The sequence below is a fragment of the Roseovarius sp. MBR-51 genome (assembly GCF_053628575.1).
Window position 1 is genome coordinate 61,893 of the sequence record NZ_JBRJGQ010000001.1, and the last position, 15,095, is coordinate 76,987.

14 protein-coding genes are annotated in these 15,095 nt (G+C 59.3%); 8 read left to right on the forward strand and 6 right to left on the reverse strand.

Translation table 11 applies throughout. The features are described from left to right. The first annotated feature begins 1 nt into the window (after position 1). Together ACSSVY_RS00345 and ACSSVY_RS00350 are read left to right on the forward strand one after the other, a co-directional pair. Complete coding sequence (locus tag ACSSVY_RS00345) at positions 2-832, forward strand: carbon-nitrogen hydrolase family protein (protein ID WP_454267391.1); 831 nt, start codon at positions 2-4, stop codon at positions 830-832. Continuing rightward, complete coding sequence (locus ACSSVY_RS00350; RefSeq protein ID WP_009816814.1) at positions 833-1,282, forward strand: MarR family winged helix-turn-helix transcriptional regulator; 450 nt, start codon at positions 833-835, stop codon at positions 1,280-1,282. It begins immediately after the preceding gene. Here the strand turns inward: ACSSVY_RS00350 and ubiG are convergent, their stop codons facing one another. Then, on the reverse strand, positions 1,283-2,029 hold the full coding sequence (gene ubiG / locus ACSSVY_RS00355) for a bifunctional 2-polyprenyl-6-hydroxyphenol methylase/3-demethylubiquinol 3-O-methyltransferase UbiG (protein ID WP_454267392.1): 747 nt from the start codon (positions 2,027-2,029) through the stop codon (positions 1,283-1,285). Positions 2,030-2,077: 48 nt separating this feature from the next. Here ubiG and pip point away from each other — a divergent pair, with 48 nt between their 5' ends. Continuing rightward, the gene (gene pip / locus ACSSVY_RS00360) at positions 2,078-3,055 is read left to right on the forward strand and encodes a prolyl aminopeptidase (protein WP_454267393.1); all 978 of its coding nucleotides are present in this window, start codon (positions 2,078-2,080) and stop codon (positions 3,053-3,055) included. 4 nt (positions 3,056-3,059) lie between these two features. Further along, the gene (zapE, locus tag ACSSVY_RS00365; RefSeq protein WP_454267394.1) at positions 3,060-4,121 is read left to right on the forward strand and encodes a cell division protein ZapE; all 1,062 of its coding nucleotides are present in this window, start codon (positions 3,060-3,062) and stop codon (positions 4,119-4,121) included. Here zapE and ACSSVY_RS00370 read toward each other — a convergent pair. Then, positions 4,118-5,047: an ABC transporter ATP-binding protein gene (locus ACSSVY_RS00370; protein ID WP_454267395.1), complete on the reverse strand. Its 930-nt coding sequence runs from the start codon at positions 5,045-5,047 to the stop codon at positions 4,118-4,120. The genes zapE and ACSSVY_RS00370 overlap by 4 nt on opposite strands. 74 nt (positions 5,048-5,121) lie before the next feature. Between ACSSVY_RS00370 and ACSSVY_RS00375 the strand changes: the two genes are divergently transcribed. From ACSSVY_RS00375 to polA, 3 genes are all read left to right on the forward strand, one after another. Next, positions 5,122-5,301 (forward strand): zinc-finger domain-containing protein, encoded by a 180-nt coding sequence (locus ACSSVY_RS00375; RefSeq protein WP_454267396.1) that lies wholly within the window; start codon positions 5,122-5,124, stop codon positions 5,299-5,301. A 16-nt stretch (positions 5,302-5,317) separates the two neighbouring features. Then, the gene (locus tag ACSSVY_RS00380; RefSeq protein ID WP_454267397.1) at positions 5,318-6,055 is read left to right on the forward strand and encodes a DsbA family protein; all 738 of its coding nucleotides are present in this window, start codon (positions 5,318-5,320) and stop codon (positions 6,053-6,055) included. A 424-nt stretch (positions 6,056-6,479) separates the two neighbouring features. Next, complete coding sequence (gene polA / locus ACSSVY_RS00385; RefSeq protein WP_454267398.1) at positions 6,480-9,290, forward strand: DNA polymerase I; 2,811 nt, start codon at positions 6,480-6,482, stop codon at positions 9,288-9,290. 146 nt (positions 9,291-9,436) lie between these two features. Here polA and ACSSVY_RS00390 read toward each other — a convergent pair whose 3' ends face one another. The 4 genes from ACSSVY_RS00390 to ACSSVY_RS00405 form a co-directional block, all read right to left on the reverse strand. Next, complete coding sequence (locus ACSSVY_RS00390; RefSeq protein ID WP_454267399.1) at positions 9,437-11,224, reverse strand: OmpA family protein; 1,788 nt, start codon at positions 11,222-11,224, stop codon at positions 9,437-9,439. Between the two features lie 525 nt (positions 11,225-11,749). Beyond that, the gene (locus tag ACSSVY_RS00395) at positions 11,750-12,499 is read right to left on the reverse strand and encodes a formylglycine-generating enzyme family protein (protein ID WP_454267400.1); all 750 of its coding nucleotides are present in this window, start codon (positions 12,497-12,499) and stop codon (positions 11,750-11,752) included. 14 nt (positions 12,500-12,513) lie between these two features. Continuing rightward, positions 12,514-13,731 (reverse strand): copper-containing nitrite reductase, encoded by a 1,218-nt coding sequence (nirK, locus tag ACSSVY_RS00400; protein ID WP_454267401.1) that lies wholly within the window; start codon positions 13,729-13,731, stop codon positions 12,514-12,516. 56 nt (positions 13,732-13,787) lie between these two features. Continuing rightward, complete coding sequence (locus ACSSVY_RS00405; RefSeq protein WP_454267402.1) at positions 13,788-14,219, reverse strand: pseudoazurin; 432 nt, start codon at positions 14,217-14,219, stop codon at positions 13,788-13,790. Positions 14,220-14,364: 145 nt separating this feature from the next. On the opposite strand from ACSSVY_RS00405, the gene ACSSVY_RS00410 reads away from it, so the two are divergent. Then, positions 14,365-15,093, forward strand: a complete 729-nt coding sequence (locus ACSSVY_RS00410) for a Crp/Fnr family transcriptional regulator (protein ID WP_454267403.1) — start codon at positions 14,365-14,367, stop codon at positions 15,091-15,093. The last annotated feature ends 2 nt before the right edge of the window (positions 15,094-15,095 follow it).

Consider the following 15,095-nt stretch of genomic DNA (forward strand, 5'->3'; position numbering starts at 1 on the left):
CATGCGCACGGCCCTTCTTCAGCTCAACAGCAGTGATGATCCAGAGGCAAATCTGACGATCACGCGGGCGATGATGGATACGGCAATTGCGGATGGTGCCACATTCATTCTGACTCCAGAGGTCACGAATTGTGTCTCGGGCAGCCGCACGCATCAGAAATCCGTGCTGCATCCGGAAGAGAGCGATCCGACGTTGGCGGCCCTCCGCGCGCGCGCGGCTGAGGCCGGTGTCTGGCTCTTGATCGGGTCACTCGCGCTGAGGACCGACGATCCCGATGGGCGTTTTGCCAATCGTTCCTTTTTGATCGGACCGGACGGCGGCGTTGTCGCGCGCTATGACAAGATCCACATGTTCGATGTGGACGTCAGCCCCGAGGAAACCTATCGCGAATCGGATGGGTTCCGCCCCGGAGACCGCGCAGTTCTGGCCGATATGCCGCTGGGCAAGCTGGGCCTGACGATCTGTTACGACATTCGCTTTCCGCACCTGCATCGCCGTTTGGCACAGGCGGGCGCAACTATTCTGACGGTCCCAGCGGCGTTTTCCCATGTCACCGGTGCCGCGCATTGGGAGGTGCTGTTGCGCGCCCGCGCAATTGAAACCGGGTGTTTCGTGCTGGCCCCGGCGCAGACCGGCACACATACCGCTACCAGCGGCCGCACGCGTCAAACCCATGGTCATAGTCTGGTTGTAGCCCCTTGGGGCGAGGTTCTGGCTGATGGCGGCACGGAGCCGGGCATCGTGATGGTTGATCTTGACCCCGATGCGGTGGCACAAGCGCGCAGGCGCGTGCCTTCGCTGCGCCATGATCGAGCGTTTGACGGGCCCTGAATGACTGACACGACCAGCAATTCCCTCGCCGTGGCGCTCTTTAGCGAGATTCTCACGAATGAGCAGTTGATTCGAAATCGGCTGACGCGGGTTTTGCCCAAGGGTATGGAAATTTCGCATTTCTCGGTGCTGAACCATCTGGCGCGGATCGGGGATGAACGCAGCCCGGCGCAGTTGGCTAAAAGCTTTCATGTGACGCGTGGGGCGATGACCAACACGCTGTCTAAACTGGAATGGGCGGGGTATGTGCATATCCGCCCCGATTGGGACGATGCGCGGCGCAAGATGGTGGCGATCAGCCCGTCGGGCCGTCAGGCGCGCGATGCCGCGATGGCCGCGATCACGCCTATGGTGTCGGACCTGATTCGCGATCTGGGCGAGGACCGCGTGCGCGCCAGCCTGCCGGTGTTGCGCGAGTTACGGGCGCGGCTGGAGCCGCCAGGAACTTGATCAACTGGGCTTGACGCTCGCGGTCACGTAATTGACGCTCAGATCCCGGTCGGACAGGCGCCAGCCCCAAGTGATCGGGTTGAACACGAAGCCCTTGCGGTCCACCGGCTCCAATCCGGCGTTGCGCAAGAGATCGAAAAGCTCGTCCGGGGTGATGAATTTGGCCCAATCATGGGTGCCCTTGGGCAGCCAGCGCATGACATATTCGGCCCCAACGATGGCCATGGCATAGCTTTTGGGGTTGCGGTTGATGGTCGAGCAGATATGGAGCCCGCCCGGCTTCAAAAGCTGCTGGCAGGCGGTGAGATAGGTCAGCGGATCGGCCACATGTTCGACCACTTCCATGTTCAGCACGGTGTCAAACTGTTCGCCCGCCGCTGCCAGATCCTCGGCCGTGGTGTGGCGATAGTCGATGTCGAGGCCGGATTGTGTGGCATGGACCTGTGCGACGGGAATGTTGCGGGGGGCGGCATCGGCGCCGATCACGGTGGCACCCAGACGCGCCATCGGCTCGCTCAGGAGGCCGCCACCGCAGCCAATATCGAGCAGGCGCAGGCCGGCGAAGGGTGCCTTGTCGCGCAAGTCACGGTCGAATTCCGCCGCGATCTGGGCGGTGATATAATCGAGGCGACAGGGGTTGAGCATGTGCAGGGGTTTGAATTTCCCGTTCGGGTCCCACCATTCCGCGGCCATCGCCTCGAACTTGGCAACCTCGGTGGGATCAATCGTGCTCTGAGCGGCTTGCATTCTGCTCTCCATATGCTCTTTTGGTCTCGCGGCTTATATAGGACATCCATGGACAAATTCTCAGGCCAAAAGAGCGCAGTGCAATATCTTCATCCCCCGGTCGAGCCCTTTGATCGGCAAATGCTGGATGTGGGCGATGGGCATAGTGTCTACATGGAGCAATCGGGCCGCCCCGATGGCCTTCCGGTGATTGTGCTGCATGGTGGGCCGGGGGGCGGGTGCAGTCCGGCGATGCGGCGTTACTTTGATCCGGCGGTCTATCGGATCATCCTGTTCGATCAACGCGGCTGTGGTCGGTCGCGCCCGCATGCAAGTGTCGAGGCAAATACAACTTGGCATCTGGTGGCCGATATAGAGCATATTCGCGCAAAGCTCGGTATCGAGCAATGGATCGTCTTTGGCGGAAGTTGGGGGGCGACGCTGGCCCTCATCTATGGGCAGAGCCATCCTGATCGAGTCTTGCATCTGGTTCTGCGCGGTGTGTTCACAATGACCGAGGCCGAATTGCACTGGTTTTACGGAGGCGGTGCCGGATCATTCTGGCCTGAAACCTGGGCGCGGTTCGTGGAGTTGATCCCGGAAGAGGAACGGGATGACCTGATCGCCGCATACCATCGGCGTCTTTTCTCTGGCAATCTCAGTGAGGAGGTCGCCTTTGCCAAGGCATGGTCCGCATGGGAGAACGCCTTGGCATCTGTGCATTCTACAGGCGTCGGAGGTGACAGCCCCGCCGATTATGCGCGCGCCTTCGCCCGGCTTGAGAATCACTATTTCACGCATCGCGGTTTTCTGGAATACGATGGGCAGATCCTCGACCGGATGGGTCGGATAGGACACATTCCCGGCACGATCGTGCAGGGGCGCTATGATATGATCTGCCCTCCTGTGACGGCGCATCGATTGGCCGAGCGCTGGCCAAAGTCTGATTTGCGGATGATCCCGGTGGCGGGGCATGCCCTGTCAGAGCCGGGGATCAGTGCCGAGCTTGTGGGCGTGATGCAGAAGCTTGCCCGCATCGCACGATAGGTTGATGGAAACCCTGCCTGATCTCTACGCCCGCCTCGTGGCTGATGGCAAATTGACCCGTGATCCGGCGCAAGAGGAACTTTTGCCCGAATTTGAGCGGATGCGTGTTGCCTTGGCCGAGTTGCCGAGGAAGGGCTGGTTTCGCCGTTCGGCAGAGCCACCCAAGGGCCTCTACATCTGGGGCGGCGTTGGACGTGGGAAATCCATGCTGATGGACCTCTTTGTCGAAACGCTGGAGGTGCCGAGCAGGCGCGTGCACTTTCACGCCTTCATGCAGGAAATCCATGCCGGATTGCATGCTGCGCGGGCCCGGAATGAGAAGGATGCGCTGGCCCCGGTGGCGGCTGATGTTGCCAAATCCGTCCGCCTATTGGCATTTGATGAAATGCAGATCACCGACATCACCGATGCGATGATCGTGGGGCGACTCTTTGAGGCTCTGTTCGCGGCAGGCGTTGTGGTTGTCACAACCTCAAACCGCCTGCCGGACGATCTTTACAAAAACGGTCTCAACCGACAGTTGTTTCTGCCGTTTATCGACCTGTTGAAAGAGCGGATGGTCATTCACGAAATGGTCAGCCCCACTGATTACCGGCAAGACCGACTGACTGGCAGTCCAAGTTACTTTAGCCCGATCAATTCAGAGAGTCGGGCTGAGATAGAGACGATTTGGCAGGATCTGACAGGTGGGCGCGGCAGGCCACATACGATCATCGTCAACAAACGGGCGGTGGAAATTCCAGCGTTTCACAATGGCGTGGCTCGGGCCACATTCTATGATCTCTGCGGCAATCCTCTGGGCCCGGCGGATTATCTGGCTTTGGCCGCGGCGGCGCGGGTATTGATCCTAGAGAATATCCCGCAAATGGGGCGCAGCAATTTCAACGAAGCCAAGCGCTTTGTCACATTGATCGACTCTCTGTATGAGGCTCGCGTGCGGCTGATCTGTTCGGCGGCGGCGGTGCCGGAATATCTCTATATCGAGGGAGAGGGATCGTTCGAGTTTGAGCGCACCGCCAGCCGGATGCGGGAAATGCAGTCCGAAGGCTGGGGCCGGGAGGATTAGCGGCTCCGCGTCAGTTCCAAGAAAACATCCTGTAGATCCGCCTGTTCGGTTTTCACATCGCGAATGCTGATGCCGGCGGCATGAACGGCGGCGAGCACCTCCTCGGCGGAGGTGGCACCGGATTTATAGGTGATCACCAGCGCACCATCGCCACGTTTCGTGACTGTCAGACCCTCAGCATGCGGCAGGGTTGCAACCGGCTTGTCGGGTTGAATGATCATCGTTTTGTGATCGAGCCTGCCCAAAAGATTGGCGGTGCTGTCGCGCGCTACCACCTCTCCGAGATTGATAATGGCGATTTCGTCACACATTTCCTCGGCCTCTTCGAGGTAATGCGTGGTCAGGATGATCGTCATTCCCTGCCGGTTCAGTTGCCGGACATTTTCCCACAACATCTGTCGCAGTTCGATGTCTACGCCTGCGGTTGGTTCGTCGAGAACAAGAATATGTGGATGATGCACCAGCGCCTTGCCCAGAAGCAGCCGACGGCGCATACCGCCTGAAAGGGTGCGGGCATAGGCTTCGGCCTTATCTTCCAGCCCAACCAGTCGCAAGATCTCGTCGCTGCGCCGCTCGCGGCGGGGGACGCCGTAAAGCCCCGCCTGCACTTCGAGCGCGCCGCGTGGGGTAAAGAAGGGATCAAGGTTCAATTCCTGCGGCATCACGCCTATCGAAGCGCGGCTCTGACGGGGGTTGCGATCCTGATCAAATCCCCAGATCGTCACCTGACCGGCAGTCTTGACCACAAGCCCTGCCAGAATGTTGATCAGCGTCGATTTGCCCGCACCATTTGGCCCCAAGAGACCAAAGACAGACCCCTGAGGGATATCGAGATCAATCCCCTTGAGAGCCAGTTTCTCTGGGCTATTGCGACTGCCGCCGTAGATCTTTGTCAGTCCGCGGATTTCAATGGCATTTGCCGCCATGCTGCTCTTGCCCCTTGGCTCGTGTTCACTCATATTCGGACCTAGTGGAAAGCACGGCAAAAGGAAACGTCTCGATGGTCACGCAAGCCCCGGAAACCCGCATTGTTGACAGTTATCGTGTCGCTTGCGACGGGGGTGAGGGCGCGCTGGGCCATCCCCGTGTCTGGCTGCAAATCCCGCATGAGACGGGGTTTGTCGAGTGCCCCTATTGTGATGCCAAGCTGGTCCACAAGGAGTTCGAGGGCAAGGTCTGACATTCAGGCAAACATCATGCTGACGCGCCGCGGATTGCTTGTTTCCGGTGCTGCGGTTGCAAGTGTCTATGGCGGCGGCACCCTTATCCGGCGTGCTATTGAGCCATCCCTGACATTTGAGGCGATGCCCGGTCTGCCCGGTTTTCGGCGTCTGGTGACAAGTGAGGTTTCCGCAGGGCAGCCCCTGGCGCTTTTGGATGTAAGCGATGATCCCGCCGGAGCGCCGGGGACCACTATTGACTGCGCGGCGCTCTTTGGCCCAGAGCGACCCGAGGATACAGTTCCATTGGCGTATTTCTCGGATGCGCGCTGCATTTTTTGCCGAACGCTCTCGCCAGCCCTCAAGGAGATTGAGACAGAGGGCGGCGTAGACGTGACCTGGCACGAGTTGCCGCTGCTCGGATCGGCCTCACAGGTTGCTGCCCGCGCCTCGCTCGCCGCCGGGTTGCAGGGGGCCTATGCCGCCTTTCACGCCCGTCTGATGGGCACTCCGTTCCTGCCCAATGACGCCTATCTCAGACGGTTGGCCGCAGATCAGGGCATAGACGGTGACCGTCTCTTGCATGATATGAACTCTGCCCGAGTAGCACAGAGACTGAACCAATCCGCGATGCTGGCCCGGCAACTGGGATTTTACGGCACGCCTGGTTTTGTGATCGGCCGAACTGTCATTCTGGGAAACCTGACAACACGTCAGTTGCATCGCATTCTGGTCATGGAGCGGGCTGAACCTGTGCCCTATCCGTGCCGGTGAACCGTGGCGTCAGATGGATGCAAAATCTTTAAAGATCATCTTTGGTGTTGAAATGGGTTTGCGAGGTATACCGGATGCCGGTGCGGGCTCTCTGGGTTTTGGGGCTGTGTCTGCCATCTTGCGTCTCCGCTGATCTGCGGCTGCCGGCCAAACTGCGCCTGACCGGCGCTGCGGGTATATTTTCGTGCGGAGGCACAGGGCCTGAAACGACTACTTAAAAACCATTGAAAAACTTGGGCGGGCCGCCCTCCGCAACCCCAGTGTGTCAAGTCGAGGCGGTTTGATCTACGGGGCAGTTGGAAAAACTGTGTCGCCAATTCGGAGAAAATGTGGCGACATCTTGGCAGAGCATGAACTGTCTGGAAGTAGCGGGCACTTCGTGGCACACCATCAGACGTAATTCAAACAGTTGAGCGGGGCTCTCATGACCATGCAATTCGGAAAAGGCTGTCACCTGCATCTGATTGATGGCTCTTCGTTCATTTTCAGGGCCTATCACGCGTTGCCACCGCTCACGCGCAAATCCGACGGACTTCCCATCGGGGCGGTCTCGGGGTTTTGCAACATGCTCCAACGCTATGTAGAAGGGAATAACGGTCCTGACGCGCCGACGCATGTGGCGGTGATTTTCGACAAGGGCAGCCATACGTTCCGCAACGATCTCTATCCCGAATACAAGGCCAATCGCGAGGCGATGCCCGAGGACTTGCGCCCGCAGATCCCGCTTACTCGTGAGGCGACCCGCGCCTTCAACATTGCATGTGAAGAAATCGAGGGGTTTGAGGCGGATGACATCATCGCCACGCTTGCCTGTCAGGCGCGCGATCTGGGCGGGCGCGTGACGATCATCTCGTCTGACAAGGATCTGATGCAGCTTGTCGGTAACGGCGTTGAGATGCTGGATGCAATGAAGAACCGGCTTATTGATGTCGACGGCGTGCGTGAGAAGTTCGGCGTGACCCCTGACCGCGTGGTCGATGTGCAGGCTTTGGCCGGTGATAGTGTCGATAACGTGCCGGGCGCGCCGGGGATCGGGATCAAGACTGCGGCGCTCCTGATCAACGAATTCGGCTCTTTGGAGGCGCTTCTGGACCGCGCTGGGGAAATCAAGCAGCCGAAGCGTCGCGACACCCTGATTGAAAAGCGCGATCAGATCGAGATGTCCAAGCGGCTTGTGCAGCTCGACTGCAACACACCGCTTGAGTTCACGCTTGACGACCTCGAGGTGCGCGATCCTGATCCGGATGTTTTGCTGGGCTTTCTGGCGCAGATGGAGTTTCGCACCCTGTCGAAACGCATCGCGGATGCCTTGGGGAAAGACGCACCTAGCATTCCCGAACCGACGCCACAGCAAGCGGCGGATGAGGGGCAATCCGTCGCGGATTGGCCTGCAATAGAGCCTGAAACCTACGAGCGCGTGTCGGATCAAAAGAGCCTCGACGCGTGGATCACAGCGATCCGGGCGCAGGGCTATGTGGCGGTTGACACCGAAACCACCTCGCTCAATGAAATGCAGGCTGATCTGGTCGGTATATCCCTGGCCATCGCACCGGGCCGGGCCTGTTATATCCCGCTGACGCATAAGGACGGCGCGGCGGATGACCTCTTTGGGTCTGACAAAATGGCAGAGGGGCAAATGCCGGTGGCAGATGTTCTCGCCGCCCTTAAGCCTGTTCTGGAGGATGATGCCATCCTCAAGATCGGCCAAAACATGAAATACGACGCCAAGATATTTGCCGCGCGTGGCATTACGGTCGAGCCGATCGACGACACGATGCTGATGTCCTATGCGCTGCATGCGGGGCTGCATGGTCATGGTATGGACGCGCTGTCAGAACGGTATTTGACGCATACGCCGATTCCGATCAAATCGCTGCTTGGGTCTGGCAAAACTGCTGTGACGTTTGACCGTGTGCCGGTTGATGAGGCGGTGAAATATGCCGCTGAGGACGCAGATATCACGTTACGCCTCTGGCTGACCTTCAAGCCGCAACTCCACCGCGCCCGCGTCACGACGGTCTATGAAACGCTAGAGCGCCCTTTGGTGCCGGTTCTGGCCCAGATGGAACGCTACGGCGTCAAGGTTGATCGCGCCACGCTGCGTGCCATGTCGGGCAAGTTTGCTCAGAAAATGGCAGCGTTGGAGTCTGAAATCCACGAGCTTGCGGGGCGCAGCTTCAATGTTGGGTCGCCCAAGCAATTGGGGGAAATCCTATTTGATGAGATGGGTCTTTCGGGCGGCGAGAAAGGTAAGACCGGAGCATATGCGACCGGTGCAGATGTGCTTGAAGACCTCGCGACCGAACACGAGTTGCCGGCGCGTGTGCTTGATTGGCGGCAGTTGAGCAAGTTGAAATCGACCTATACCGATGCGCTTCAGGATCATATCGACCCGGATACGGGACGAGTTCATACATCCTATGTCCAAGCGGGGGCAAACACTGGGCGGCTCGCCTCGACCGATCCCAATCTGCAAAACATCCCAGTGCGGAGCGAGGAGGGCCGCCGCATCCGCGAGGCCTTTGTTGCCGCGTCTGGCCACCGCCTTGTCAGTCTCGACTACAGCCAGATCGAGCTGCGCATTCTCGCGCATGTGGCGGAGATAGAGACGCTCAAGCAGGCGTTCAGAGAGGGGCATGACATCCACGCCATGACGGCATCAGAGATGTTTAATGTGCCGCTGGATCAGATGACCCCCGAGATTCGCCGCCAGGCCAAGGCGATCAACTTTGGGGTCATCTATGGGATTTCGGGCTTTGGTCTCGCGCGCAACCTGCGCATCCCGAGGTCCGAGGCCCAAGGATTTATCGACCGGTACTTCGAACGCTTTCCGGGGATCAAGGATTACATGGATGCGACGGTCGCCTTTGCCAAGGAACACGGCTATGTTCAGACTCTGTTTGGCCGCAAGGTCCACGCCCCCGAGATTGCCGCCAAAGGTCCGCGCGCCGGATTTGCCCGCCGTGCGGCGATCAATGCGCCAATTCAGGGCAGCGCCGCCGACATCATTCGCCGCGCGATGATCCGAATGCCGGACGCGATTGAAGGGCTGCCCTGCAAGATGCTTTTGCAGGTCCATGACGAGTTGATCTTTGAAGTGGCCGAAGAGGCTACAGACAGACTGATCGAGATTGCGCGCGATGTGATGCAGGGAGCTGCAAGCCCGGCTGTGCATCTCGATGTGCCTTTGGTCGTGGATGCGGGACAGGGTGCGAACTGGGCAGAGGCGCATTGAGACTGGCAAGACTTACCGGCGCTCAGGCTCGCCAAAGCGGCTAGGGAGCGCAAACCGAACGCTAGGGGTGTTCTCATGGCCGCGTTTACGCGTGCATCAGAGAGGCTTAAAGGCGGTGAGGGTCGTGTTTCCTATCTCATATTTCTTTACCGCGCGGCGTTCTGGACGAGCGCCGTGATCCGGCGCACGGCGACGCGGCGGTTCAGGCGTTCGGCCTGCTGCGTCGGCACCTTGAGGTAACTTTCGCCATAGCCTTGGACAACCATATTTTCTGCAGGCACGTCGAAATACTCGCTAAAGGCCAGCGCGACTGATTCGGCGCGGCGATCAGACAACAGCAGATTGTAACCGGGTGCGCCGACAGCGTCGGTATAGCCCTCGATCAGGAACAACTCGGTCGGGTCTTCCGCAATAAGATCGCGCATCATCACCCCCATCTCACGCAGATTTTCTGCCTGAGAAGGCTGAATCGCCGCGGAGGCACTGGCGAAGGTGACATTCTGCAGATTGATTTCTGGGCTCAGTTGACGGACCTCGACGGTTTCACGCACTTGACGCAGGCTGAATGTGCGGCCGATGTCGCCTCGGTCAGCGGCTAGCAGGGCGCGGCGCAGGGCGTCGCGGTCGCTGGCGGCCTGATAGTCGAAGGAGTCATTGGCAGGCTTGGGCAGGTTGCGGACCTCTACCGGCTCAAAGCTGCGGGTGTCGTCAAAGAGCAGATACTCGCGCCCGTTGGGGTCAACCTGTACTCGTCGCAGCACGCGGCCAGTTGCATCGCGGATGGTGATGATTTCAGAGCCATCGGCGCGCATCACATTGCTGCGGGTTGATCCGTCGCTGAAGCGTTCGGTGCGAACGTCTGATCCGGGTTGGCGCAGGAGAGCATCGTCGTCCTTGAGGATCTGGTACTCGTCATTCTCATCGACAACGACAACCCGGTCGCCGGTGTTTGATTCTACCCGCTTGTTGTTCAACACGAGCGCGCCCACGACCGCCGCGCCAAGGGCGACCAATCCGGCACGTTGCAAATCGCTCATTCCGTTGTTGTTATTGGACTGTGCCGCAGTGGTTTGTGTGGATGCGGTCGCCGCGTCAGGGGCGTTCTCCTTAAACTCTTCGTCACTGGAACGGCTTGTTTCTTCGGTCACAGTCTCGGTCGTCACGTCAGCGGTTGGTTCGCTATCTGTTTCGGCGGCAAGGGCTTGGGTAGACCCGCTCTCGGTAACGGGAAGCGTATTTTCAGCGGGCTCTTCTTCTGCTGACTGGGTCTCTGTCTTTGGCTCGACCTCTGGTTCCTGTGCGTCTTGTGGTTCGGCAGAGGTTTCGGCGTTAGATTCGGGCGTTGCCTCTGCGTCCGCAGTGGCTTCTGCTGCATTAGTGTCAGTTGCGACGTCGGCCTCTGCCTCGGCAGCCTCTGCATCGGCTTGCGTTTCCGCTGCGGCTTCGGCCTCTGCCTCTGCGGCAGCCTCTGCTTCAACAGCGCTGTCTTGAGCGGCTTGCGCCTCTGCTGCGGCCTCTGCTTCGGCTTGCGCCTCCGCTGCGGTTCTGGCCTCTGCCTCAGCAGCGCTGTCTTGAGCGGCTTGCGCCTCTGCTGCGGCGTCGGCTTCGGCTTCGGCTTCTTTAGCGGCTTCGGCTTGCGTTTCCGGCGCTGCTTCTGCATCGGCCTGCGCCTCTGGGTCTTCGACCGGTTGCTCCTCAACGGCGGCTTGGGCCTCGGATTCGCTGGCGGCCGTCGCTTTGAGTTCGGCAATGTGTAGATCACATGTCAACTCATCAAGGATCTGTGCTTCGGCGCAGATTTCTTCGGGCGTTTGAATTGGGATCTCTTGCGCAGCCTGTGCGTCCGAACTGGATTGTGCCACCACGGGATAGGGTTGGAGCAGGGAGAGAGCGATCACGATCGCGGTGGTCGATTTCAGGGAACTGCCGGTCATGTCGTTTCCTCGCATTGAAAGAAAAGAAGATTTGCGCCGCGCCGGGCCTTACATCAAAAGGCCCTTGTGACTGGGCCCGTCAAGGCCAGGCAGCGGAACAGTGTCGATTGTGTCAGCGATTCGGCGATACCCCGCCAATTGTGAAGCACATTTCGGCAATGAAGCGCTCTTGGGTGTCCGCGAACCGGTGTCAACGGCGCAACGGCCATCCCGTGCCACAGGTGCGCCGCGACCTCTTCAAGCGAAATCAAATGGCTCGGCGTTAGCTGATTCAGGGTACGGCTTGGGTCTCAAATTGGGGGACAAGGGCCCCGAGGTGATCTGAACTTTCGACATGAATGAGACAGATGACATCTCATCGGACAAGTGCGCGAATTACGGAACCAACCGGTCGCCACACATGAGGGCAACACCGGCCCGTGCCAAAGAGCCTTGCGCTTGGCAAGGGTCTGGTCTGCACATTGTGGATATAGGAAGTTTTGGTCCCCTTTCCCCTCCCTCGAAAGGAGCCGAAGGCAGGACGGATTAGAGTGGACGATCTGTGACTATGCGCATGCCAAGGTGGGCCGGTGGGCTACCGACAGCGCAGCCACCGCGTGCCGGGTCGCGGACGAGGTAGGACATCGCAGCGACGTGTTCGCCTCCAACGAAAAAGGCAGGACAGCGGTCTAGATCCACAACTTCGGAGACCCCGGAGTAACAGTCCTGCGTCCATTCCCAAACACTGCCATCAAGGTCTGCAATGCCTTCGGGCGAGGATGAAAAGCTGCCTTGGCGTTTGAGGGCACGGGGCGCTGCGCCCTTGGTAAGATAGGCCGATGCCCATGTCAGTGATGGATCGGTGAATACGGGGTCGGTGGTTTTGGGAAGCACCGAAGCTGCCATGACGTTCCACTCTTCTATGGTCGGTAAACGGTAGGAATAGCCTGGAACTTTGTTGATCCAGGCGATGTATTCCTGAACATCCAGATAGCTGAGACCGGTTGCGGGCGTGACCGCCGGATCGTGGCCGGGACGGGCACGAATTTGCAGGCTGCACGCCCCCTGAGCCACGCAGATGGACCACTCAGAAATCGTCACCTCATAGCGCTGCACGTAGAGCAGATGCCCATCCGGAAACACCACCGGCTGATGCGCCATGATGGGCGCAGAGGCCGGTTCGGGGCCGCGCTGCGTAAGCGCGACCCCGGCGATGGCCGCCAACAAGAGCCCAAGTGCCACGAAACGAAGGGACGTTCTGAACAGCGATGGGCGATTTGCGGCGGCGGTTGTCATGTCAAACTCTCTGGTTATGTGGCAAAGGCATGAGGGGCGACGACTTGTTCCATCAACTCGTTGTCCCAATCGCCCTCAACGACGAAGTGAGCGGTTGCGCCAAGCATCGCGCCTTCGATCAGGTTGTGGTTCACATAGGCGTAAACGCCCGGTTGTTCGAAGGTGTACATCGCCGCCACGGCGCTGCCGCCGCGCACGAACCATGTTTCCATGCCGGTCATCGGAGCGTCGGTGAAAGAGCTTTCCCAGACAAAATTGCCGTGCCCTCCGATCAAGTGCGGACGCGAGTCGCGGTTCGCTTGATTGTGGATCATCAAGACAGTCTCGCCGACCGTGGCCCGCAGCGCGCGCTCTCCGGTCAGGGCTCCGACTGCGCCGTTGAACACCGAATGCGTCGGGGTCAAGGTACGCATCGCATTGAGGCTGTCAGCATAGTCGTCACCGGCAGCCTCATAGCTGCGGAAATCGCCGTTCTCATCCATCGGCAGGTAGTAATCCTGTTCTCCGATATAGGCGATGCTGTCATATTTGAGTGGGTTGCCGTTGCCGTCTCTCAGGCCATCGCGTGGCAGAACCATGACAGCGCCGTTCATCCCATGTGTAACGTGGTAAGGGATCATCGCGCCACCGGGTGCGCAGTGGTAGGTAAAGCAGCCCGGTTTGGTCGCTTTCCAGCGCAAAATGGTTTCCTCACCGGGATAGACGTGGGTCAGACCGCCGCCGCCCAAAGCGCCGGTGGACGCGTGAAAGTCGATATTGTGTTCCATCATGCTGTCTGTTGGATTGCGCAGCGTCAGTTCGACCATGTCGCCTTGATGGCAGATGATAAGAGGGCCGGGGACCGAACCGTTGTAGGTCAGCGCCCAGATCGATGCGCCGGTATCTTCGTCCACCACCATCAGGCGTTCCGTGGTTTCCATGGTGATCTCAATGATCTTGGGTCCACCTGTGGCAACCTGCTCGTGCGCGGGAGCAAAGGGTGGTGCGACCAACTCTTGTCTGACCCGCGTATAGCCGGAGAGATCGGCCGGTTTGGCCGTGGTTTCAGACACCTGTTGGCTGGCGGCCTTGTAGAGGTTGGCGGATGTCGTGTTGGCCGTGGTGAGTCTCGGTGCGCGCGATGCCGCCATTGCTCCGGCCCCGACCACCGCAGCTGCGCCAGCGAGCATAGAGCCGCGCAGAACGTTTCGACGGCTGGTGTTCACAAGTCCGGGATTGATGATTTTGGTCATCGTGTCCTCCATGAGGTTGATGGCGGCAGGGCCTAAGCCCGAGCGCCGAAAATGGGTCAGAGATTTCCGATTTGTTCTTCAAAGCGTTGCTTGGCTTTGGGCGGAACGCGCCCCTCGAGAAATGAGTCGGGTGCGTCCACGTCGCCGACGGCGATGGTCATCACCATTCCCATTGCGTAATGCGGCTTGCAGATCACGCCGTAGACACCCTCGACATCGAGCACGACTTCGATCTCTTCGTTGATCTTGCCGGCGAAGGGGTCAGCCCCGTCTGGCAGCATTCCAGCGTTGATTTCGGCGTTGTGGCCTTTGTCGGCGACCAGAAAGCGAATGGTGTCACCGGGGGCCGCGTGAACGAACGCCGGTTCGAAAACCATGCGCTCCCCGTTCGAGCCTTTGTTCAGCATCCGAACTTCAAAGGTGTCAGCGAAGGCCGCAGGTGCCATCAGGACCGCGAGGGCGAGGCCGGTTGTCAGTTTACGGATCATGTCTTGTTCCTTTCATGTCGCTCTATGGCTTGGTCACAAGAGTATCGGATTTCGCCGACGCGATTTTGCTCTGGCGCAAACTCCTGAACGATAGATGCAGTGATGCCGGATGATCCGGTTGTGGCGTTGCACTGGGATCTGTGCGATGACGCGCTTTATGGATGCTCTTCCCGCCCGCAAGACATTGCCGCGGCTTGACGAAAGCCTGCTGACGCATCTGCCGCCGTTCTCACGGCTTGAGCGGCGTCAGATTCGTACGATTCTGGATCAGGCGACCTCGCGGCGCTATGAGGTCGGCGTGGCGGTGTTCAGCGAAGGTCATCCTGCCGAGCGCTTCTATATGCTGCTCGATGGCTATGTGCGGGTGGTGCGCATCACGCCAACCGGGGAACAAGTGACAGCGCTTCACATTCCAGCGGGTCAACTTTTGGGTATCGCCAAGGCCATTGGGCGGACCACCTATCCTGCCACCGCGATCACTGCGACGGACTCTATCGCGCTGAGTTGGCCTACGCGCCTATGGGATACATTCGTGTCTGACTATGAAGGATTTGCCACCGAGACCTACAAGACACTGGGCCACCGTGTCGGTGAGATGAACACACGTATCGTTGAACTGGCGACACAGCAAGTCGAGCAGCGGGTGGCAAATGCGCTTTTGCGCCTGATCAATCAGACCGGACGCAAAGTCGAGGGCGGGATCGAGATTGATTTTCCGATCACGCGCCAGGATCTTTCGGAATTGACGGCCACCACGTTGCACACGGTCAGCCGCTTGCTGAGCGGATGGGAAAAGCAGGGGCTTGTTGAGAGCAGACGCAAGCGCATCAAGGTGTGTGATCCGCATGCTCTTGTGGTGCTCAGTCAGAGCTGAGA